Source organism: Paludibacterium paludis (assembly GCF_018802605.1).
Classification (GTDB): Bacteria; Pseudomonadota; Gammaproteobacteria; order Burkholderiales; family Chromobacteriaceae; genus Paludibacterium; species Paludibacterium paludis.
On sequence record NZ_CP069161.1, the window covers coordinates 3,153,642 to 3,174,514 of the forward strand.

A 20,873-nucleotide genomic window follows, 5' to 3' on the forward strand; every position below is an offset into this window, starting at 1 on the left:
TCAACCCGGCCGCACGATGAGACGGATATCGCGCCCCACCATCCGCACATCGCGCACGGTCAGCGGAGTTTTATCGGCCAGATCCTCGAGCGCCGGCCAGGCGAACAGGCCGCGCGCCGCGTCCCCCGCCAGCGCGGGGGCGAGATACAGCACGATGTCGTCGACAAGCCCCGCGCGCAGCAAGGCGCCGTTCAATCCGGCTCCCGCCTCGACCATCAGGTGATTGATGCCCCGTTGCGCCAGATGCGCGAGCAGCGCGCCAAGATCCGCGTGCCCGTTCGCCCGCGGCAGCACGAGTGTTTCGCAGCCGGCCTCGCGCCAGCGCGACAGCTGGCCGTCGTCGGCGCAACTGGCGAGCAAAGTGCCGCCCCCACGGTAAATCTCGCGGTCCGGCGAAGTGACGAGACGACCGTCGAGCACCACCCGCAAGGGCTGGTGTTCGACCTGCACATCGCGGACGGTCAGGCGCGGATTGTCGGCGAGCACCGTGCCGCTGCCGGTCAGAATGGCGTCGCTCGCCGCCCTGAGGCGCTGCACATCAAGGCGCGCCTCCGGCCCGGTGATCCACTGGCTCTTGCCGTTGAGCAGGGCGGTCTTGCCGTCCAGGGTGGCGGCGGCCTTGAGCGTCACCCACGGGCGTTGGCGCGACACGCGGGACAAAAAACCGCGGTGCACGCGACGAGCTTCATCCGCCATCAGCCCCACGCGGATGTCGATGCCCGCCCCTTCCAGCATGGCGAGCCCCCGGCCCGCCACTTCGGGATACGGATCGACCATCGCCGCCACCACGCGCGTCACACCTTCTCGGATCAGCGCGGCGGCGCAAGGCGGGGTCCGCCCGTGATGGCTGCAGGGTTCGAGGGTGACATAGACGGTGGCGCCGCGGGGGCTTTCACCCCGCGCCGCGCAATCCTTGAGCGCCTGGATCTCGGCGTGATCGTCGCCGGCCGGGCGCGTGGCGCCCCGTCCGATGATCCGGCCGTCTCGCACCAGCACGCAGCCCACGCCGGGGTTGGGCGAGGCCCGCCGCGTCGCCGATTCGGCAAGACGCAGGGCCTCCTGCATGAAGGCATGGTCGTCGGCCGAGAATTCCGGCTCAGTGTTGCTTGGTTTCAATTTCCTTGATCGCCTCGGAAAACTCGGAAATATCCTCGAAACTCCGATACACGGAGGCGAAACGCACGTAGGCGACCTTGTCCAGCCGCGCCAGCTCCGCCATCACCATCTCACCGATCTGGCGCGAACTCACTTCCCGTTCACCCAGTTGCAGCAGGCGATGGCAGATGCGGTCGATGGATTCGTCGACCAGCGTGGTCGACACCGGGCGCTTGTGCAGCGCCCGCAAGAAACTCGTACGAACCTTCTCCACGTCGAACTCGGCGCGGTGCCCGCCCGACTTGACCACCTGAGGCATGCGCACATCGGCGTTCTCGAAGGTGGTGAAGCGCTTTTCACACGTCAGGCAGCGACGGCGACGACGGATGCTGGCGCCGTCCTCGCTGACCCGCGAATCGATCACCTGGGTATCGGTATTCCCGCAAAACGGACATTTCATGGTGTGTCAACCCTGGTTCATTGATGTCCGGCATCTTAACGCAAAGCCGCGAAACCGTCATGGAGAAGCAAAAAGAGCGGCACAAGGCCGCTCTTCGAGTCACGACGGGGCGCGACGGTCAGCTTGCGGAGTAGACCGGCAGACGGCGGCACAACGCCTTCACGGCATCGGCCACGCGCCCGATCACCGCCTCGTCCTGCGGCGCGTCCAGCACGTCGGCGATCAGGTTCGCCAGTTCGCGGGTTTCGGCTTCGCCAAAACCGCGGGTGGTCATGGCCGGCGTGCCGATACGGATCCCCGAGGTCACGAACGGTTTTTCCGGGTCATTCGGAATGGCGTTCTTGTTGACGGTGATGTGGGCGCGGCCGAGCACGGCTTCCGCTTCCTTGCCGGTGATGCGCTTGGCGCGCAGGTCGACCAGGAACACGTGGCTTTCGGTACGGCCGGAGACGATGCGCAGACCACGCTCGATCAGGGTCTGGGCCATCACCTGGGCGTTCTTGCGGACCTGGCTCTGGTAGGCCTTGAACTCGGGACTCGCCGCTTCCTTGAACGCCACGGCCTTGGCGGCGATGACATGCATCAGCGGACCGCCCTGCAGGCACGGGAAGATCGCGGAGTTGAGGATTTTCTCATGCTCGGCGCGCGACAGGATCACGCCGCCGCGCGGGCCGCGCAGGGTCTTGTGGGTGGTGGTGGTGACGAAGTCGGCGAACGGAACCGGGTTCGGGTATTCGCCGGCGGCGACCAGACCCGCGTAGTGGGCCATGTCCACGAACAGGTAAGCGCCCACTTCGTCGGCGATCTTGCGGAAACGGGCCCAGTCGATCTTCAGGGAGTACGCGGACGCCCCCGCCACGATCATCTTCGGCTTGTGTTCGCGGGCAAGGCGTTCGACCTCGTCGTAGTCGAGCTCTTCCTTGTCGTTCAGGCCATAGGCCACGACGTTGTACAACTTGCCGGAAATGTTGACCGAGGCGCCGTGGGTCAGGTGGCCGCCGTGAGCGAGGCTCATGCCGAGGATGGTGTCGCCGGGCTTGAGCACCGACACGTACACGGCCTGGTTGGCCTGGGAGCCCGAATGCGGCTGAACGTTGGCGTATTCGGCGCCGAACAGGGCCTTGAGGCGTTCGATGGCGAGCTTCTCGACGACGTCGACATGTTCGCAGCCGCCATAGTAGCGCTTGTCCGGATAGCCTTCGGCGTACTTGTTGGTCAGCACCGACCCCTGGGCTTCCATCACCGCGGGGCTGACGTAGTTTTCGGAGGCAATCAACTCCACATGGTCTTCCTGGCGACGAAGCTCGGCTTGCATCGCGGCGGAAAGTTCCGGATCGAACCGGGCAATCGTCAGATCAGCTGCAAACATCTTTGACTCTTCCAATCAAAGGGTTAACGATGGGGACTCATTCTAGCAGAATCCATCCCCGACAGGCATTCGGAAACTCACTGGAGCGTCGGACCGGCCGCCGACCCGGAAAAAACGGCCCTGCCATCGCGGCTGTCCGGCTGTACGGCGGCTTCCACATGCACCTCGCCGACCCGGCATTCGGCCATCAGTTCGCAAAAGCGCGCCTCGATCAGCGCGACGTTGTCCAGCGGCGACAACGGCCAGACGAAGCCTTCCGAGGGCACCTCCCCTCCGGCGGCCCGGATCGTGAAGCGCAACTCGCCCCCTTCGTGGGCGGACACCGCGGCGACCGGTTCGAGGCTCTCGTCCCGCAGTTTGCGGATCAGGCTGCTGGCGAATACCTGCAGGGCGACATCGAGCCGGGCGAACTGGCCGTCGACCATCGCCTGCATCAGCGGCATCGGCGCGCGCGGGATCGGGAACAGGGTCACGCCATCGGTTTTCAGGGCATCGCCGATGAAATTCATCAGCGGCACGCCCCAGGCGCCGACCTTGCCGGACACATCGACCGGACACGGCTCGCCTTCGGGCCACATGGCGACTCCCGCGAGGTAGCGCAGGAACACGCCCTCCCCCTTGCAGGTGACCGCGCTCGCCGCGAGTTCGACCGGCAGGCCGCGCGCCGCGTCGGCCAGCTGGCCGGCCATCCGGTAAAGGCGTGTCGGCGAGATGCCGACCACCGTGTCAGGATGCAGCAGCCGGCCCGACAGGAACACGTCCGCGCCCGGCGCGAACACGCCCTGGGCGGCCAGCAGCGCATTCAGACCGTCGACATCGCCGATGCGCTCCGGCAGCGTCGCCTCCTGGCGCGATCCGGCAACCAGCACGATCGGCATGGCGAACACCAGGGCGCGCCGTCCCTGCGGCTGCTCGACCGCCTCGCGCAACGCCCGCCACAGCTCGGCGTAATGGCGCCGGGAGGGCACCATGGCCAGCGCCACCGACAAGAGCAGCGCGTCGTCCCTCTCGAGCAGATCGCCGATGGCGCCCCTGAGCGAAGCGCGCCACATGTCGGCGTCGTCGTCGGAGGCGGCGGTCAGGATCGAGTGGGTGTAATGGATCAGCATGTTGCCAAGGTCCCCCGCCGGATACTGGCGAGGATCGGGAAGCCTGGATTGCATGGAGCGGTCCGTCATCGGGAAGTCATCTGAAGGCGCTATTGTCTCACAGTCGGGAGGCAGGTTAGCAACCGTATCAAGGACGTGGTCTTTCAGTTTCAAACATAAGCGTTATCTTATAGGCGACGCTTTTTTACATTTTTCGCTCTTTTCGAAAATGCGCATGTTGACACTCGAACCTTCCACCCGGATAATTCGGCCTCGTTGAGATGCAGCAATTGCTTCTTGATAGTTTCTCCTCTATTTCTCCTTTGTAGACTTGGCGCGGGGCTTCGGCCGCCGCGCATTTTTTTTGCCCGCCGCCCAAGAAATCAAAAAAATCCCTTGAAAAACAACAGACAACAGAACCATCCTGTTAAACTTCCGCGGACTCCAGCCGGTTCACGGCAAGTTCCGCGTGTGTAAGCGATTTTCACTTACCAACCCAATAAGAATGAATGCATACTTATTGATATTCGTTCCACCTAGAACAACGCTTGATGCGGCTCACGAAAACCCACAAGTCATAACCGTTTTTTGTTTAAAACCGCCTTAATACTCTTTCGTTTACGATCAAACAATAAAAAAACCGAACCTTGGCGGTTCGGTTTTTGGCAAAACGAACAGGATTCACCTCAGCGCAGCAGGTATTTCCTCTTCAGTCGTTGCAGTTCACCACGTTGCTCCAGATCTTTCAGGCCCGCATTGATCTTCGTCATGAGCGCGCTGTTTCCTTTGCGAACAAAGAACGCATAGGGATCCTGGCCGAAGGAGGGTTTGGCGATCAGTTGCCAGCGCTTGCCGGCCAGCGGATGCAGGGTATGGTAATCGCCGAACACCGCCTTGATCTTGCCCGAATCCAGCGCGCTGCGCAGCTGCGGCAGTCCGTCATAACCCTTCACGGTTTCGGTTTTCACGCCCTGCTTCACCAGCCAGCGCAAGGCGCTGCTGTCCTCCAGGATGCCGATCGGCGTGATCTGGCGCGGATCGGTGACCTGGCTGTCGATCGGCACCACCAACACCTGCTGCTCGTAGTAATACGGAACCGAGGCGTCGAACTCCGCCAACCGCTCGGGCGACACCGCGACGGACGAGACCACCACGTCGACCAGACCATTTTGCAGGGCGGTGAACACCTGCGGCCAGGCCATGTTCACGAAACGGAACGGCATTCCCGCCGACTTGGACCAGACCTCGACCAGCTCGATGTCGTAACCGGTCAGACGCCCGCCGGGCGCCACCGACTCGAAAGGCGGGTAGTTCGCGTAGATGCCGACTCTCAGGGGAGCCGCCGGGCGAGCGGAGAAGGCGCAGGCGGAAGCGAGAAACAGTGCGCATCCGGCCGCCAGATAACGACGTCGTGATCCATTGGGCATGATGATCCGTTCGTGTTGATGCAAAGAGGAAGGGCCGCCTAAGCGACCCTTATAAAATACTACTAATAAGTAGAATAGTCAGCTTCGACTATTACCATAGATCTGATCCACGTCGCGCACCGCGCCGCGCGCCGCCGACGTCGTCATGGCGGCATAGGCCCGTAGCGCGGGACTGACCTGGCGCTCGCGCCCGACCGGGCGGAAGGCCGCCGCGCCGCGCGCCTTCATCGCCTCCCGGCGCCGCTCCAGCTCACCGTCGTCCACCCCCAGATGGATACGGCGGGCCGGGATGTCGATCTCGATCCGGTCGCCCTCTTCCACCAGGGCGATCTCGCCGCCTTCGGCCGCCTCGGGAGAGACATGACCGATACTGAGGCCCGAGGTGCCGCCGGAGAAACGACCATCCGTCAGCAGCGCGCAGGCCTTGCCCAGCCCCATCGATTTCAGGTAGGACGTCGGATAGAGCATCTCCTGCATGCCCGGCCCGCCCTTCGGCCCTTCATAGCGGATCAGCACCACGTCGCCCGCGACGATGCGCCCGCCGAGGATGGCCTCGACCGCCGCGTCCTGACTCTCGAAAATCCGCGCGCGACCGGTGAACCGCAAGATGCTCTCGTCGACACCGGCGGTTTTGACGATGCAACCCTCGCGGGCGATATTGCCGAACAGCACGGCAAGCCCGCCATCCTGGCTGTAGGCATGCGCGCGGTCGCGAATGCATCCGGCGGTGCGGTCGCTGTCGACGGTCTCGAAACGCCTGTCCTGGGAAAACGCGATGGTGGTGGCGATGCCGCCCGGCGCGGCGCGATAGAAGCGGTGGCATTCGCTGTCTGGCGCATGATGCATCACGTCCCGGCGCGCCAGCGCCTCGGCGAGCGTCGCCGAATGCACGGTCGGCAGGGTTTCATCGATGAGACCGGCGCGCGCCAGCTCGCCGAGGATCGCCATCACGCCGCCGGCGCGGTGCACGTCCTCCATGTGATATTGCTGGGTGGCCGGCGCGACCTTGCAAAGACAGGGCACCTTGCGCGAGATGCGGTCGATGTCGCTCATGGAAAAATCCACGCCGGCTTCGTGCGCCGCGGCCAGAAGGTGCAGCACGGTATTGGTCGAACCGCCCATGGCCACGTCCAGCGCCATGGCGTTCTCGAAAGCGGCCTTGCCGGCGATGGTGCGCGGCAGCGCCGTGGCGTCGTCCTGTTCGTACCAGCGGCGCGCGAGTTCGACGATGGTCCGCCCGGCGGCGAGGAAGAGTTCCTTGCGGGCGGCATGGGTCGCCACCAGCGAGCCGTTGCCCGGCAGCGACAGGCCGAGCGCCTCGGTCAGGCAGTTCATCGAATTGGCGGTGAACATCCCGGAGCAGGAGCCGCAGGTGGGACAGGCCGAGCGCTCGACGCGCTCCACGTCCTCGTCGCTGACCGCGCTATCGGCCGCTTCGACCATGGCGTCAACCAGATCCAGAGCGCGCACGCCGCCCTGCCAGTCGACCTTGCCGGCCTCCATCGGACCACCCGACACGAAAATCACCGGGATATTGAGACGCAGCGCGGCCATCAGCATCCCCGGGGTGATCTTGTCGCAATTGGAGATGCACACCAGCGCGTCCGCGCAGTGGGCATTGACCATGTATTCCACCGAATCGGCGATCAGGTCGCGCGACGGCAGGCTGTAGAGCATACCGCCGTGGCCCATGGCGATGCCGTCGTCGATGGCGATGGTGTTGAACTCCTTGGCCACCCCGCCCGCCCGTTCGATCTCGCGGGCGACCAGCTGGCCGAGGTTGTGCAGGTGAACGTGGCCGGGCACGAACTGGGTGAACGAATTGGCGATGGCGATGATGGGTTTGCCGAAATCCCCGTCCTTCATTCCGGTGGCGCGCCACAGGGCGCGGGCACCCGCCATGTTGCGGCCGGACGTGGACGTCAGCGAGCGGTATTGAGGCATGATCGATCCTTGCAGCGTATCGGGTTGGGGAGAACGCTCCGCGAGGCGCCGGCGGCGGGATGGGCCGCGCGGCGCGCCCCGTCCCGGGTGCCGGGGGAAGGGATACGCCGTCCGGGCGCGTTTTGGCGCGACGGCGGGGAACGCTTTCCGTATAATTTCGTCCATTCTCTTTTACCGCAAAGCCGCGCGACTGACAAATGCTCATTCATCCGCAATTCAATCCGGTGGCCCTCCAGCTCGGCCCCGTCGGCATTCACTGGTACGGGCTGATGTATCTGGTCGGCTTCCTCCTGTTCTTCGTGCTGGGCAACCGCCGCATCCGCGCGGGCCAGACCTTCCTGACCGCCAAGGGCCTCGACGACCTGCTGTTCTGGGGCGTGCTGGGCGTGGTGCTGGGCGGGCGGCTGGGTTACGTGTTTTTTTACAAACCGGCCGAATACCTCGCCCACCCGCTAGACATCTTCAAGGCCTGGGAAGGCGGCATGTCCTTTCACGGCGGTTTTCTCGGGGTGCTGCTGGCCATGTGGCTGTTCGCCCGAAGGGAAAAGCGCAGCTTCTGGGACGTGGCCGACTTCGTGGCGCCGCTCGTGCCGCTCGGTCTTGCCGCCGGGCGCCTGGGCAACTTCATCAACGGCGAACTGTGGGGGCGGGTGACCCGTCCGGACGCGCCCTGGGCCATGCTGTTCCCGCAATCGCTGCGCGACGATTACGCCGTGGTGGCGCGCCATCCGGAACTGGCCGAGACCCTCGCGCGTTTCGGCGGTCTGCCGCGCCATGCGTCTCAACTTTACGAATTCGCGCTCGAAGGCGTGCTGCTGTTCGTGCTGCTGTGGTGCTACAGCGCCCGCCCGCGGCCGCGCGCCGCGGTGTCGGCGCTGTTCCTCGCGGGATACGGCGGCTTCCGTTTCATCGCCGAATTCGCCCGCGAACCGGACAACTTCCTGGGTCTTCTGACCTTCAACCTGAGCATGGGGCAGTGGCTCAGCCTGCCGATGATCCTCGCCGGCCTCGCGCTCTTCGCCTGGTCGAGGCGCCAGCCGGTGACGGCCCTCTCCTGACCCTCCGGTGACCGGCGTGTGACACATAACCATATTGTCATGCGCCGGTCCTTCGCCTCCGCTACAATCCATACACCGGGTCCGTTCCCCCTCCATGGAGTTGCAGCATGCGCGTCAAAGCACTTGGCACCTTCTCCCATCACGGGCTGATGTCACGCACCACCAGCTTCCAGATCGACGATACGACACTGATCGACTGCGGCCCCGGCGTCGAGGACCTGCCCACCGACGAGCTGTTGCGCATCGATCGCGTATTCCTCACCCACAGCCATGCCGACCACTGCCAGTTCCTGCCCATGCTCGCCGATCTGCACGCGAGCCACGGCGGCCCGGGCTTCACCGTGGTCGCGCTGCAGGAAACCCTCGACGCCCTGACGAACCACATGTTCAACGGGGTGATGTGGCATGACTACACACGCCAGCGCCTGCCGTCCGGCGACGCGGTGGTGCGTCTCGCGCCCACCGAGGTCGGCGACGCGCTGCCGCTGATGGACGGACTCGTGACGGCCCTGCCCTGCCAGCACACGGTGCCGGCGGCCGGCTGGCTGGTGGAAGGGCCGTGGCGCGCGCTCGCGTTCACCGGCGACAGCAGTCCCTGCGCGGCGTTCTGGCACTGGATCAGCAATGTGCCGTCGCTATCGGATGTGGTCTGTGAATTGAACTTTCCGGACAGCATGAGGGACTTCGCCGAACAGGCCGGCCATCAGACCCCTTCGGGCATCGCTCCTTTTCTGGATCTGATGCCGCCCAACATCCAGCTGTGGGTCAGCCATATGGAGCGCGGGCACGAACAGGCGATTCTCGATGATCTCGCCGCCCGCGCCCCGGCGATGATGCAGGTGGAGGCGCTTCAGCCGGATACCGTGATCGACCTCTGAGGCCGCCAGCGCTTGAGCAGCAGAGCATTGCCGAGCACCGACACGGAACTGGCCGCCATCGCCGCGCCGGCGATCATCGGATTGAGCAGACCGAACGCCGCGAACGGAATCCCCAGCACGTTGTAGACGAAAGCGAAGCCAAGATTCTGACGGATGCGCCGCAAGGTCGCGCGCGACAGGTCGATGGCATCGGGAATCGACCCGAGCTGGCTGCCCGGCAGCGTGATGTCCGCCACGTCGATGGCCGCCTCGGCGCCCTGCCCCATGGCGATGCTGACATCGGCCAGCGCCAGCGCCGGCGCGTCGTTGACCCCGTCTCCCGCCATGCCGACCACATGACCCTCGGCCTGGCGCCGCGCGACATACTCGGCCTTCGACTCCGGCGTGGCCCCGGCGATCACGGTGCCGATGCCCGCTTCGCGCGCGATGGCGCCAGCGGTCACGGCGTTGTCGCCGGTCAGCATCACGGTTTCGATGCCCATCGCCGCGAGGCGCCGCAAGGCGGGGATGGCGTCCGGGCGCAAGCGGTCGGCCAGCGCGATCACACCCTGAACCTGTCCGTCAAGCGCCACCGCCATGACCGAACGGCCCTCCGCTGCGAACGGTTCGGCCATCCGCGCGGCCTCCGGCCCCACCCACTCGGGCAGTCCCACGGCCACCGCCCCGGTTCCGGGGATCGCGGCCCGGATACCCTTACCCGGTATCTGCGCGAACGCTTCGGCGGACATGAGCGCGATCCCCCGCCGCGCCGCCTCGTCCAGTATCGCCGCCGCCAGCGGATGCACGGCGCCGGCTTCGGCGCTGGCGGCCAGCCGCAAAAGCCGAGTCTCGTCGCCATCGAGGGCGGCAAGGCCCATGACCGCCGGACGCCCCTCGGTGAGCGTGCCCGTCTTGTCCATTACCAGCACCGAAACCGCCGCCGCCTTTTCCAGGGCCGCCGCCTGCCGGTAGAGAATCCCGTGCCGCGCGCCGTTGCCGACACCGACCATCACCGCGGCGGGGGTGGCAAGCCCCAGCGCGCAGGGGCACGCGATGACCAGAACCGCCACGGCGTGAATCAGCGCCGTCGGCGCGGAACCGGTCGCCCAGAGCGTCCCGGCGGCGGTCGCCAGGCTGATGAGCAGCACCGCCGGCACGAACACCGCGGAAATCCGGTCGGCGAGCCGCTGCACCGGCGCGCGCGAGGCCTGGGCTTCGCGCACCCTGCGGATGATCTGGCCGAAACGGCTGCGGGCTCCGCTGCCGGTCACCGTGATCCGCAAGTGCCCCTGCGCGCAGCGTGTCGCGGCGTAGACCGCGTCGCCCGCCTTGCGCTCGACGGGCAGGCTCTCGCCGGTCAGCAAGCTTTCGTCGAGCGTCGCCGCGCCTTCGAGCACAATGCCGTCCACCGGGAGGTTTTCGCCTTCGGGCACCCTGACCACCTCTCCCGCCTTCACGCTGTCGGCGGGGACGTCGATCAGAGAACCATCGCGCTCCACGCGGGCGATGCGCGGCGCCATCGACATCAGGGAACGGATGGCGTCGGAGGTCTTGCGGCGAGCGCGGCCTTCCAGCCATTTGCCCAACAGCACCAAAGTGATCACCGTGGTGCCGGCCTCGAAATACACCGACTGGCCATCAAGCGGTAGCATCACCACCGTCATCGACAGCAGCCACGCCATACTGGTGCCCAGCGCCACCAGCACGTCCATGTTCGCGCCGCCGCCCTTGATGGCCAGCCACGCGCCCCGGTAGAAGCGCCATCCCACGGCGAACTGCACGATACTTGCGAGAACGATCTGCGCCGTCACCGGCAGCATCCAGTGCCACCCGCCGGTCGCCATGCCGAGCATTTCGCCCAGGAACGGCAGGGTCAGCAGCACGGACAGGATGAGCCAGCGCGTTTCGCGGCGCTCGGCGGCGGTATCCTCCATCCGCTCAAGCGGTTCGCCGGACTCCAGCGTGCCGCTGAAGCCGGCCGCTTCGATGACGGGTAACAGCGAGGCGGCATCGCGCGTTCCGGCGGGCCAGGCGGCGCGCGCCTCTTCGCCGGCGAAGCTGACCGTGGCGCTGACACCGCTTTGGCGATTCAGGGTTTTTTCCAGACGGGCGGCGCACGCCGCGCAGCTCATGCCGCCGATGCGATACACCGCGTTGTCTTCGGGAACGGTGAAGCCGGCCTCGCGGATGCGCCCGACCAGCCGGGCGACCGTCTGGTTCGCGTCATCGTACTCGATGCGCGCCGAGGCCGCCGCGAAGCTGACTTCGGCATTCACGCCGTCAAGGCGCAGGAGACTTTTTTGCAGGCGGGCGACGCAGGCGGCGCAGGACATGCCGGCAACGGGCAGGTGAACGGTCTGACGGGACATGCTCGCTCCTGGGGAGTCAATATACCCCCATAGGGTATCGAAAGCCCGGGCCGACGGCAACAACGACATCGGCGCGCCGGCGATGGCCGGCACACCGGTGTCGCATTTCGTGAAATCAGACGGCCAGCACCTCGAACAGGAAGCCGGCGTTTTTCCATTGCGCGACTTCCTGATGGAAGGTATTGGCGGTCAGCGGATTGGCATCCATCCAGCTCTTGTCCACGTACAGCGCGAATCCGCGCGAATGGCACTTCAGATCGAGCGAGGTCGGCAACTCCACCGCGTTGCGGCTGCGATAGAACAGGGCGGCCAGGCGCAGCGACAGGATCGCCGGCCACAGCGCGGGATCGTCCACGCTTTGCAGCATCTTGCCCATGTCGCCGCGGTGGCCGAGCACCAGGGTGGCGAGCACGTTCTGCTCGCGCCGCGAGAAACCCGGCATGTCGGCGTTCTGCAGGATATAGGCGGAATGCTTGTGGTAGGCGGTATGGGAAATCGAGAGACCGATCTCGTGCAGTTTGGCCGACCACAGCAGGCGCTTGTGCAGATCGGGGTCGAGTCCGCCCTCGGACAGCATGGTCAGGAAACGCTCGGCGAGAATCATCACCCGTCCGGCCTGTGCCTCTTCCACGTGATAACGCCGCTTGAACTGCGTCACCGTGGTTTCGCGCATGTCGCGCTCGCGCTGGCGGCCAAGCAGATCGTACAGCACCCCGTCGCGCAGCGCGCCTTCGGCGACGGTCATCTTGTCGATTTCCAGTTCCTCGAAAATCCCGATCATGATCGCGAGTCCCCCGGGCAGAACCGGGGCCCGATCCGACTTGAGTCCGTTCAGAGAGACGTTCTTCATGGCGCCGCGCTTGATCAGTTCGGCGCGCAGCCGTTCCATGCCCGCGAGGGTGATGTCCGCGGCGGAGTAATCGTTGATTTCCAGGATATCGCGCAGCGAACGCGCGGTGCCGGAAGTTCCGACGGCCAACTGCCATTCGCTGGAAATGTATTCATGCCGGATGCGCTGCACCTCGCTGCGCGCCGCCAGGGTCGCGTCGCGGAACTGCGACTTGGTCAGCCGGCCATCGCCAAAGTAGCGCAGGCTGTAACTGACGCAACCGAGCGGCAGGCTCTCGGTCAGCAGCGACTTGTACTGACAGCCGATGATGAACTCGGTGGAACCGCCGCCGATGTCGACCACCAGACGCTTCTCGCGGGTGGCTGGCAGGGAATGCGAGGCGCCGATATAGATGAGGCGGGCTTCTTCGCGGCCGGCGATGATCTCGATCGGGAACCCCAGCAGCGCTTCGGCGCGGGCGATGAACTGCGCGGCATTGCGAGCGATGCGCAAGGTGTTGGTGCCGACCACTCTCACCTGGGCGGGCACAAAACCCCGCAAGCGCTCGCCGAAACGGGCAAGACAGGCGAGCGCCCGCTCCTGGGTGTCGTCGTCCAGCCACTTGTCGGCCGAGAGTCCGGCGCCCAGACGGACGGTTTCCTTGAGCATATCAAGAGGATACAACTGGTCATCCACCACGCGGGACACCTGCAGCCGGAAACTGTTCGAGCCGAGGTCCACAGTGGCGAGGATATCGTGGGGGGGCGTTACGGCGGTCACATTCACCCCTTCTCTTTAGGTCGGGTTGGTCAAATGAAAAATGGCGGTAACACTGATGTTACCGCCATTATCGGCCTTCGTCACGAAACATGCCTGACCGGTCAGTCGTCCAGCGCCTCGCGCTTTTTCTCTTCGATCGAGGTGTGACGGATATCCTTGCCCTTGACAAGGTACACCACGTATTCGGAGATGTTCTTGGCGTGATCGCCGATGCGCTCGATCGCCTTGGAGATGAACAGGGTGTCGATCGACATGCTGATGGTGCGCGGATCTTCCATCATGAAGGTGATGAGTTGACGCAGTTCGGAAGAGAAATCCTCGTCGAGACGTTCGTCCTCTTCGGCCAGCTCCAGCGCCGCCTTGGCGTCTAGCCGGGCAAACGCGTCGAGCGCCCGGCGCAGCATGGCCAGCGCGACCTCCGCCATCTTGTAGACCTCTCGGAAACGCGGCACCTGATAGCGTTCGGCCTGATAGATGGTCTTGCCCATGCGCGCGATCTTGGACGCCTCGTCGCCGATGCGCTCAAGGTCGGTGATGGTTTTCACCACGGTGATGACCATGCGCAAATCGCTGGCGGCCGGTTGGCGGCGGGCGATGATGTGCTGGCAATCGTCGTCGATGCCCACTTCCATCGCGTTGACCATGGCGTCCTCGGCGATCACCTTGTCGAATCGGGCGATATCGCCGGCCATGAGGGCATCGATGGCAGAGCGGATCTGCTGCTCGACAAGGCCCCCCATTTGCAGGACCCGGGTACGGATCGTTTCAAGCTCGAGGTCGAACTGCTTCGAGATGTGTTCTGCCATGTATGCCTCTTGCGAATGATTCCTTCTGGCCAAGCTTAACAGCGGCCGATGACGGCTTCGTGACAACACGAAGAAACGTCATCTGCCGCGGTACCGTGTCAGCGGATGACGTCGACCCCGTTCTGACGGCCCAGCAACAACACGTCGGCGCGCCGCCGCGCGAACAGCCCGCAGGTGACCACGCCGGCGATGTGGTTGACGGTTTCCTCGAATTCGACCGGGGTGCTGATCTTCAGTCCGTGCACGTCGAGGATCACGTTGCCGTTGTCGGTGACGAAATCCTTGCGCAGCTCGGGATGGCCGCCGAGCTTGACGAGCTGGCGCGCCACGTAGCTGCGCGCCATCGGCACCACCTCCACCGGCAGCGGAAATTCGCCGAGCATGGTCACGAACTTGCTTTCGTCGGCGATACAGATGAATTCGCGGGCCACCGCGGCGACGATCTTCTCGCGGGTCAGCGCCCCGCCGCCGCCCTTGATCATGTGCAGGTAGTGATTGATTTCGTCGGCGCCGTCGATATACACCGGCAGCGACTCGACCTCGTTCAGGTCGAACACCGGAATGTGATGGGCCTTGAGCAGACGGGTCGACGCTTCCGAGCTCGAGACCGCGCCCTTGACGCGGCCACGTTGCGCGGCCAGTTCTTCAATGAAAAAGTTCACGGTGGATCCGGTGCCGACGCCGATCACGGCGTCCTCGGGCACGAACTCCAGGGCCTTCTTGGCCACTTCGACCTTCAGTTGGTTCTGGGTAAGCATGGCTCTGTCTCCCGTTGCTTCGATTGAATTGTCATAGTTACATTATCCCACAGGGGCGCCGCAAGTCCCAAGCGGGGAAACGGCGCACCCTGCGCGATATCAAATCCGTTCGATCAGACAGACCGCCTGGGCTTCGATCGCCTCGCCGCGCCCGAGATAGCCGAGGGTTTCGTTGGTCTTGCCTTTCACGTTGACCGCGCCGCAGTCCAGCCCCAGGTCGCTCGCGATCGTCGCGCGCATGGCATCGATATGACCGGCGAGCCTGGGCCGCTGCGCGATCACGGTGGCGTCCACGTTGACCGGACGCCAGCCCGCCTCGCGCACGCGGCGCGCCGCCTCGCGCAGAAGCCTGCGGCTGTCGGCGCCGGCGAAGGCCGGGTCCGTATCCGGGAAATGCCGACCGATGTCGCCCAGCGCGGCGGCGCCGAGCAGCGCGTCGGTGATCGCGTGCAGGAGCGCGTCAGCGTCCGAGTGGCCGAGCAGCCCCTTGTCGTGCGGAATGTTCACCCCGCCGAGCACCAGCGGACGGCCCTCCACCAAGCGGTGCACGTCGTACCCCTGTCCGATGCGGAACATGGTCATCCCCCTTTTCGTGCGTCCAGTATGGCGCGCGCCAGCGTCAGATCGCGCGGCCAGGTCACCTTGAAATTGGCGGCGTCCCCTTCCACCAGGCGTGGACGCAGTCCCATTCTTTCGATCGCCGACGCCTCGTCGGTCACACTCTCGTCAAGCCGGCCCGACAGCGAATCGGTCAGCAGCCCGGCGCGGAACATCTGCGGCGTCTGGGCGAGCCACAGCCCGCTCCTCGCCAGCGTGGAGCTCACGCGTCCGCCGGCATCGGAGCGCTTGACGGTGTCCGGCACCGGCACGGCCAGCAACCCGCCGACCTCGTCGTCGGCGACTTCGGCGATCAGCCGTTCGACCGCCGCGACGGACAGACAGCAGCGCGCCGCATCGTGCACCAGCACCCAGTCGCGGGCGCCGAGGCCCAGATTGGCGAGGCCCGACGCCACGGTCTGGGCACGGGTGGCGCCGCCGACACGCAGCACCTCAAGGCCGGGAATGTCCCATTCGAAATCGTCGAACCACTCGTCCGACGGGCTGAGCACCACGACCACCCGGTCGATCGCCGGCACCGAAGCGAGGGTGCGCAGGGTATGCCACATCAGCGGCCGTCCCGACAGCTGCAGGTACTGCTTGGGGCTCGGACCGCCAAAGCGCGACCCCGAGCCGGCGGCCGGCACCAGGGCGACAAAACGCTGCGTCATGCCCCGCTCCCCGCCTGAGACTCCGTCCCCCGCCGCCACAGGCAGACCCCCTTGACGGCCTTGTCCAGGGCGTCGAGGCTGGCTTCGTGCGCGGCCAGTTCCTCGGCGCTCGGCAGCACCACGCGCAAGGGTTTGCGTTCGAAGTGCAGCGCCCCGCCGTCCTGATTGGTGCCATCGTCCAGATCGATGTCCATGGCCAGGCTTTCCTGGCCGCGGGTCATCGACAGATAGACTTCCGCCAACAGCTCGCAGTCGATCAGCGCGCCGTGCAGCGTGCGGTTGCTGCGGTCGATGTCGAAGCGGTCGCACAAGGCGTCCAGATTGTTGCGCTTGCCGGGAAACTGGTCGCGCGCCATGGCCAGCGTGTCGATGACGCCGGCGCACAATTGCGCCACCGGCGGCACGCCGACCCGCTGGAACTCGGCATTGAGAAAGCCCACGTCGAACGGCGCGTTGTGGATGATCAGTTCCGCGTCGCGCAAGAACGCCTCGACGTCGGAGGCGACGGCGGCGAAGCGCGGCTTGTCCGCCAGAAAATCCAGCGAAATGCCGTGCACCCGCTCGGCGTCCGGATCGATGTCGCGGTCCGGGTGGATGTAAACGTGAAGATGACGCCCGGTCATCTTGCGGTTGACCATCTCCAGACCCGCGATTTCGATGATGCGGTGTCCCTGGGACGGTTCCAGACCGGTGGTTTCCGTATCGAGGATGATCTGTCTCATGCTTTTCCGATCACGGAGTCGACGCCGCGGTTGGCCAGCGCGTCGGCCCGTTCATTGAATTCGTGTCCGGCGTGGCCCTTGACCCACACCCATTCGACATCGTGGCGGGAACGCGCCTCGTCGAGGCGCTGCCACAGGTCGACGTTCTTGACCGGCTCCTTGGCGGCGGTTTTCCACCCGCGCTTTTTCCAGTTGTGGATCCATTCGCGGATGCCGTTCATCACGTACTGGGAGTCGGTATAGAGCACCACGCGGCAGGGGCGGTTCAAGGCGTTGAGGCCCTCGATCGCGGCCATCAGTTCCATGCGGTTGTTGGTGGTATCCCGCTCGCCGCCGAACAGGGTCTTTTCCTTGCCGCGAAAGCGCAGCAGCGCGCCCCATCCGCCCGGGCCGGGGTTGCCCTTGCAGGCGCCGTCGCTGTAAATCTCGACGATATCGTCAGTCATGTCTGTCCATCATTGTTGCGCGATACCGGATGGCGGTCGTTGCCTCCGGCCGCGAGAAGTTTCTTGGTCGCGCTGGCCGCTCGCCAGCGCGGAGTGATCAGGCGCATGCCGCGCCGGCGCTTGACCGCGTCGATCGCGTAAACGCCGGCCGCCAGCGGCCACCAGCGGTCGCCGGCGGCTTCCATGAAATCGAACTGGCGCAACCAGTCCGCGCGGCTGAAAGGCGGAGCGTAGGCCATGAAAGCCCCGCCCTCGGGTTCGAGTTCCATCAGCCGGAACCAGTCCTTGACGCGCGCGAGGGTCAGGAAATTGCCACTCCAGGGCGCATCGGCGCGCCCCTGGATCATGCGGCGAACGCCCCACAGCGACATCGGGTTGAAGCCGGTCAGCATCAGCCGGCCTTCCGGAACCAGAACGCGCTCGGCCTCGCGCAGCACGCCATGGGGATCGGACGAGAAGTCGAGCACATGGGGCAGGAGCAAAAGATCGAGACTCGCGCTGTCGAACGGCAGTTGCGTGGGATCGCAGACAATATGGCCGCCACCTTCGTCGGCGGCGCGGCACTGCCAGGGAATGCGGTTTTCCCGCAGGAAATCCAGTGCCGGCAGGCCGACCTGCACGGCGCGATAGCCGAACACGTCGGCCACGGCACGGTCGTACCAGGCCGACTCGCGCTTGAGCAGATAGGCGCCAAGCTCGGACTGGTGCAGCCATTCGGAAAACGTTCTCATCGATGAAGGGCCCGTACAAACATGCTGTTTTTCCCTCTGGCCGGAGCCTTTGCCCGGCATTATATCCGAACTGCCGGCGATCGGCAGGCCCGGGCCCGGCCGCGCGGGAGCCGGGGGTTTTTCCCCTTTGCCGGTTCTGTGCCACTATAGCGGCAGCCCCCGCGATACCGACATGAGGAACCCGCCATGAACATCAGCGCCGTGCGCGCCTTCAAGGACAACTATATCTGGGTGCTCGAGCAGGACGGCCGGGCCGTCGCCGTCGATCCGGGCGACGCCGCCCCCCTGGAGCGCCATCTGGACCGGCACGGTCTCGAACTGGACGCCGTCCTGATCACCCATCACCACGCCGATCACACGGGCGGCCTCCCGGCCCTCGCCGCGACGCGCCCGGGCCTGCCGGTGTTCGGGCCGGGATCCGTTGCCGGGGTCACCCGTCCGGTGTCCGACGGCGGTACGTTCGCCCTGCTTGGCGAGCGTTTCTCGGTTCTGGCGATACCCGGTCATACCCTCGATCACCTGGGCTACCTGACCGGCCGTCACCTGTTTTGCGGCGACACGTTGTTCGGCGCGGGCTGCGGACGGATCTTCGAAGGCACCGCCGAAATGATGCACCGCTCGCTGACGCGCCTTGTCGCGCTGCCGGACGATACCCTAGCCTACCCGGCGCACGAATATACGCTCGCCAACCTCGCTTTCGCCCTCGCCATCGAACCTGGCAACCCCGCGCTGCGCCAGCGGCTGGAGGATGACAGCGCGCGGCGCGAGCGTGGCGAGGCGACACTGCCCACCTCCCTCGCTCGCGAGAAACTCACCAATCCGTTCCTGCGCCCGGGCGAACCCGCGGTGCGGGAAAGCGCGCAACGCGTCGCGGGCTACGCGCCGACCGGGGACGCCGCGGTGTTCGCCGTGCTTCGCGACTGGAAAAACCGCTTCTGAGACCATGTCATCGGAATGACTCGATACATAATGCAACGCTAATCAGCTCGCAAAACCAGTGCCGGGGGTCCTGCCGCTAAGCACTATGAATTATTTGTGTTTTTTTATTGACACTCAATTAAGGCCTAGCTACGATCCGGGAGAATTCAAGAACTACGAGCGCCCGTCATGATCCGAACCAAACCGCTGGCCTTGTCGTTGTCATTGTTTTTTTGTGCCGCGTCTCCGGGATTCAGCGCCCACGCCGCATCCGGCACCGAGACGGGGGTCGACGAAGGCATGGCCGCCGGTCTGGACATGATGCTGCAGAACTCCAGCCTGCTGCGCAACGGCGACAATGTCTGGCAACGCATCAGGGAAGGGTTCCAGCTTCCGGAGGTGCAGCCGGACATCGTGCGCCGCCAGGAACGCCTCTACGCCGCGCGTCCCGAAGTGTTCAAGCGGTCGCTCGACCGCGGCCGCAAGTACCTGTTCCACATCATCAATGAAGTCGAGCGGCGCGGCATGCCGACCGAGATCGCGCTGCTGCCCATCGTGGAGAGCTCCTTCGTCCCGGCCGCGACCTCGCGGGTCGGCGCGGCCGGCCTGTGGCAGTTCATGCCGATGACCGGACGCCAGTACGGACTCGAGCAAACCTGGTGGTACGACGGACGGCGCGACGTGCTGGAGGCCACCCGCGCGGCGCTCGACTACCTGCAGACCCTGTACAACCAGTTCGGCGACTGGAACCTCGCGCTCGCCGCCTACAACTGGGGGGAGGGCAACCTCTCGCGCTCGATCGCCCGCGCCCAGGCCGCCGGCCAGGAGATCACCTACGAGAACCTGCGCATGCCGGCCGAGACGCGCAACTACGCGCCCAAACTCATCGCCGTGCGCAATCTGCTCGCCAACCCGGAAAAATTCGGTCTGCGCCTCGACAAGCTGCCCAACAAGCCGACCTTCGTGGCGGTCTCGCCGGGCAAGCACATGGATATCGCCATCGCCGCGCGTCTTGCCGGCATGTCGACGGGCGAATTCAAGGAACTCAACCCCGCCTTCAACCTGCCGGTGTACGCCTACAAACCGGGCCGCCAGATGCTGATTCCGGCCAACCGGATGGAAACCTTCGAGGCGAACCTCGGCAAATGGAACAAGCCGTTCCTGACCTGGCAGGTCTACACGCCCGCCGCCGGCGAGTCGATCGGCGAGATCGCCCAGAAAAACGGCATGAGCCGGAGCGAACTGATGGCGGTCAACCGTCTGAGCGGCGATGCGGCGGCGGGCCGCCCTGTGCTTGTCGCGATGCGCAGTCCGGCGGCCGACACGCCGGCCATCGACACCACCGACACCGCCCTGCCCGAACGCACCCTGATCGCCGAGGCCTCGCCGCGAACCGAAGCGCCGCGCGACACGACCCCCGACTATGCCCGGGCCGTGAAGGTCGAGAATCCGGCGCGCGTGCTCGTCGCGTCGGCCGAACCGCCGCATGACCCGGCCTTCCTGAAGGCGAACCTGGCCGCCCCGGCCTCTCCCGCCACCGAAACGCCGGCGCCGTCGGCCACTCCCGGCGAGCACACCGTGGCCGCCGGCGATACCCTCTACAACATTTCCCGCCGCTACGGCATGAGCGTCGCCGACCTGAAAACCCTGAACGGCCTGTCCGAGGACGTGGTACGGCTGGGTCAGACCCTCAAGGTACGCGAACAGCCCGCGCCCGATGTGTTCAAGGCCACACCGGTCAAGGCCGAAACCACGGCCGCGGCCACTCCGGCCACGGTCACGATCAAACCGTCGCGCACCGAATACACCGTTCGCCGCGGCGACACGGTGTTCAGCATCGCCAAGCGCTTCGGCGTCAACCACACCGACCTGCGCCGCTGGAACAGCGGCATGAAGACAGCGCGCCTGCAGCCTGGCCAGCGCGTCATCGTGCAGTTCTGATCCCTCC

At 65.5% G+C, this 20,873-nt stretch carries 19 protein-coding genes; 4 read left to right on the top strand and 15 right to left on the bottom strand.

Features of this window, described 5'->3' with window-relative positions:
- The 6 genes from ribD to ilvD form a co-directional block, all read right to left on the bottom strand.
- The gene (gene ribD, locus JNO50_RS14415; RefSeq protein ID WP_189530878.1) at window positions 1-1,065 is read right to left on the bottom strand and encodes a bifunctional diaminohydroxyphosphoribosylaminopyrimidine deaminase/5-amino-6-(5-phosphoribosylamino)uracil reductase RibD; all 1,065 of its coding nucleotides are present in this window, start codon (window positions 1,063-1,065) and stop codon (window positions 1-3) included.
- A 31-nt stretch (window positions 1,066-1,096) separates the two neighbouring features.
- Complete coding sequence (nrdR, locus tag JNO50_RS14420) at window positions 1,097-1,555, bottom strand: transcriptional regulator NrdR (protein ID WP_189530471.1); 459 nt, start codon at window positions 1,553-1,555, stop codon at window positions 1,097-1,099.
- Window positions 1,556-1,673: 118 nt separating this feature from the next.
- On the bottom strand, window positions 1,674-2,924 hold the full coding sequence (gene glyA / locus JNO50_RS14425) for a serine hydroxymethyltransferase (RefSeq protein ID WP_189530469.1): 1,251 nt from the start codon (window positions 2,922-2,924) through the stop codon (window positions 1,674-1,676).
- A 77-nt stretch (window positions 2,925-3,001) separates the two neighbouring features.
- Entirely contained in the window at window positions 3,002-4,087 is a 1,086-nt protein-coding gene (locus tag JNO50_RS14430; protein WP_189530468.1) for a hypothetical protein, read from the bottom strand.
- 611 nt (window positions 4,088-4,698) lie between these two features.
- Window positions 4,699-5,439: a substrate-binding periplasmic protein gene (locus JNO50_RS14435; RefSeq protein ID WP_189530466.1), complete on the bottom strand. Its 741-nt coding sequence runs from the start codon at window positions 5,437-5,439 to the stop codon at window positions 4,699-4,701.
- A 78-nt stretch (window positions 5,440-5,517) separates the two neighbouring features.
- A complete protein-coding gene (ilvD, locus tag JNO50_RS14440) occupies window positions 5,518-7,383 on the bottom strand; it encodes a dihydroxy-acid dehydratase (protein WP_189530464.1) in 1,866 nt (621 codons plus the stop codon).
- Window positions 7,384-7,580: 197 nt separating this feature from the next.
- On the opposite strand from ilvD, the gene lgt reads away from it, so the two are divergent.
- Window positions 7,581-8,441: a prolipoprotein diacylglyceryl transferase gene (lgt, locus tag JNO50_RS14445; protein ID WP_189530462.1), complete on the top strand. Its 861-nt coding sequence runs from the start codon at window positions 7,581-7,583 to the stop codon at window positions 8,439-8,441.
- A gap of 107 nt (window positions 8,442-8,548) precedes the next feature.
- Window positions 8,549-9,319 carry a 3',5'-cyclic-nucleotide phosphodiesterase gene (locus JNO50_RS14450; RefSeq protein WP_189530460.1) on the top strand — a complete coding sequence of 257 codons (771 nt, stop codon included), beginning with the start codon at window positions 8,549-8,551 and terminating at the stop codon, window positions 9,317-9,319.
- Here JNO50_RS14450 and JNO50_RS14455 read toward each other — a convergent pair.
- The 9 genes from JNO50_RS14455 to JNO50_RS14495 all read right to left on the bottom strand — a co-directional run bounded on the left by JNO50_RS14455 (window position 9,292) and on the right by JNO50_RS14495 (window position 18,007).
- Window positions 9,292-11,667, bottom strand: coding sequence for a heavy metal translocating P-type ATPase (locus JNO50_RS14455; RefSeq protein ID WP_189530458.1), 2,376 nt, complete (start codon window positions 11,665-11,667; stop codon window positions 9,292-9,294). The genes JNO50_RS14450 and JNO50_RS14455 overlap by 28 nt on opposite strands.
- A 115-nt stretch (window positions 11,668-11,782) precedes the next feature.
- Window positions 11,783-13,276: an exopolyphosphatase gene (ppx, locus tag JNO50_RS14460; RefSeq protein WP_373298287.1), complete on the bottom strand. Its 1,494-nt coding sequence runs from the start codon at window positions 13,274-13,276 to the stop codon at window positions 11,783-11,785.
- A gap of 101 nt (window positions 13,277-13,377) precedes the next feature.
- Complete coding sequence (phoU, locus tag JNO50_RS14465; RefSeq protein WP_189530456.1) at window positions 13,378-14,082, bottom strand: phosphate signaling complex protein PhoU; 705 nt, start codon at window positions 14,080-14,082, stop codon at window positions 13,378-13,380.
- 98 nt (window positions 14,083-14,180) lie between these two features.
- Entirely contained in the window at window positions 14,181-14,840 is a 660-nt protein-coding gene (gene rpiA / locus JNO50_RS14470) for a ribose-5-phosphate isomerase RpiA (RefSeq protein WP_189530454.1), read from the bottom strand.
- Between the two features lie 99 nt (window positions 14,841-14,939).
- Window positions 14,940-15,422 (bottom strand): 2-C-methyl-D-erythritol 2,4-cyclodiphosphate synthase, encoded by a 483-nt coding sequence (gene ispF / locus JNO50_RS14475; RefSeq protein ID WP_215796388.1) that lies wholly within the window; start codon window positions 15,420-15,422, stop codon window positions 14,940-14,942.
- Entirely contained in the window at window positions 15,419-16,108 is a 690-nt protein-coding gene (ispD, locus tag JNO50_RS14480; RefSeq protein ID WP_189530452.1) for a 2-C-methyl-D-erythritol 4-phosphate cytidylyltransferase, read from the bottom strand. Before ispD ends, ispF begins: the two co-directional genes overlap by 4 nt.
- The gene (gene dnaQ, locus JNO50_RS14485; protein ID WP_189530450.1) at window positions 16,105-16,830 is read right to left on the bottom strand and encodes a DNA polymerase III subunit epsilon; all 726 of its coding nucleotides are present in this window, start codon (window positions 16,828-16,830) and stop codon (window positions 16,105-16,107) included. The genes ispD and dnaQ overlap by 4 nt, the downstream gene beginning before the upstream one ends.
- Window positions 16,827-17,276 carry a ribonuclease HI gene (rnhA, locus tag JNO50_RS14490; protein ID WP_189530448.1) on the bottom strand — a complete coding sequence of 150 codons (450 nt, stop codon included), beginning with the start codon at window positions 17,274-17,276 and terminating at the stop codon, window positions 16,827-16,829. The genes dnaQ and rnhA overlap by 4 nt, the downstream gene beginning before the upstream one ends.
- Window positions 17,273-18,007, bottom strand: coding sequence for a class I SAM-dependent methyltransferase (locus tag JNO50_RS14495; protein ID WP_189530446.1), 735 nt, complete (start codon window positions 18,005-18,007; stop codon window positions 17,273-17,275). Before JNO50_RS14495 ends, rnhA begins: the two co-directional genes overlap by 4 nt.
- 186 nt (window positions 18,008-18,193) lie before the next feature.
- Between JNO50_RS14495 and gloB the strand changes: the two genes are divergently transcribed.
- The gene (gene gloB / locus JNO50_RS14500) at window positions 18,194-18,946 is read left to right on the top strand and encodes a hydroxyacylglutathione hydrolase (protein WP_189530444.1); all 753 of its coding nucleotides are present in this window, start codon (window positions 18,194-18,196) and stop codon (window positions 18,944-18,946) included.
- A gap of 168 nt (window positions 18,947-19,114) precedes the next feature.
- Window positions 19,115-20,866 carry a lytic transglycosylase gene (locus tag JNO50_RS14505; RefSeq protein ID WP_189530442.1) on the top strand — a complete coding sequence of 584 codons (1,752 nt, stop codon included), beginning with the start codon at window positions 19,115-19,117 and terminating at the stop codon, window positions 20,864-20,866.
- The last annotated feature ends 7 nt before the right edge of the window (window positions 20,867-20,873 follow it).

Excerpts from the sequence above, each read along its gene's own strand:
- ribD (WP_189530878.1), bottom strand. The coding sequence starts at position 1,065 with ATGCAGGAGGCCCTGCGTCTTGCCGAATCGGCGACGCGGCGGGCCTCG.
- nrdR (WP_189530471.1), bottom strand. The coding sequence starts at position 1,555 with ATGAAATGTCCGTTTTGCGGGAATACCGATACCCAGGTGATCGATTCG.
- glyA (WP_189530469.1), bottom strand. The coding sequence starts at position 2,924 with ATGTTTGCAGCTGATCTGACGATTGCCCGGTTCGATCCGGAACTTTCC.
- JNO50_RS14430 (WP_189530468.1), bottom strand. The coding sequence starts at position 4,087 with ATGCAATCCAGGCTTCCCGATCCTCGCCAGTATCCGGCGGGGGACCTT.
- JNO50_RS14435 (WP_189530466.1), bottom strand. The coding sequence starts at position 5,439 with ATGCCCAATGGATCACGACGTCGTTATCTGGCGGCCGGATGCGCACTG.
- ilvD (WP_189530464.1), bottom strand. The coding sequence starts at position 7,383 with ATGCCTCAATACCGCTCGCTGACGTCCACGTCCGGCCGCAACATGGCG.
- lgt (WP_189530462.1), top strand. The coding sequence starts at position 7,581 with ATGCTCATTCATCCGCAATTCAATCCGGTGGCCCTCCAGCTCGGCCCC.
- JNO50_RS14450 (WP_189530460.1), top strand. The coding sequence starts at position 8,549 with ATGCGCGTCAAAGCACTTGGCACCTTCTCCCATCACGGGCTGATGTCA.
- JNO50_RS14455 (WP_189530458.1), bottom strand. The coding sequence starts at position 11,667 with ATGTCCCGTCAGACCGTTCACCTGCCCGTTGCCGGCATGTCCTGCGCC.
- phoU (WP_189530456.1), bottom strand. The coding sequence starts at position 14,082 with ATGGCAGAACACATCTCGAAGCAGTTCGACCTCGAGCTTGAAACGATC.
- rpiA (WP_189530454.1), bottom strand. The coding sequence starts at position 14,840 with ATGCTTACCCAGAACCAACTGAAGGTCGAAGTGGCCAAGAAGGCCCTG.
- ispF (WP_215796388.1), bottom strand. The coding sequence starts at position 15,422 with ATGACCATGTTCCGCATCGGACAGGGGTACGACGTGCACCGCTTGGTG.
- ispD (WP_189530452.1), bottom strand. The coding sequence starts at position 16,108 with ATGACGCAGCGTTTTGTCGCCCTGGTGCCGGCCGCCGGCTCGGGGTCG.
- dnaQ (WP_189530450.1), bottom strand. The coding sequence starts at position 16,830 with ATGAGACAGATCATCCTCGATACGGAAACCACCGGTCTGGAACCGTCC.
- rnhA (WP_189530448.1), bottom strand. The coding sequence starts at position 17,276 with ATGACTGACGATATCGTCGAGATTTACAGCGACGGCGCCTGCAAGGGC.
- JNO50_RS14495 (WP_189530446.1), bottom strand. The coding sequence starts at position 18,007 with ATGAGAACGTTTTCCGAATGGCTGCACCAGTCCGAGCTTGGCGCCTAT.
- gloB (WP_189530444.1), top strand. The coding sequence starts at position 18,194 with ATGAACATCAGCGCCGTGCGCGCCTTCAAGGACAACTATATCTGGGTG.
- JNO50_RS14505 (WP_189530442.1), top strand. The coding sequence starts at position 19,115 with ATGATCCGAACCAAACCGCTGGCCTTGTCGTTGTCATTGTTTTTTTGT.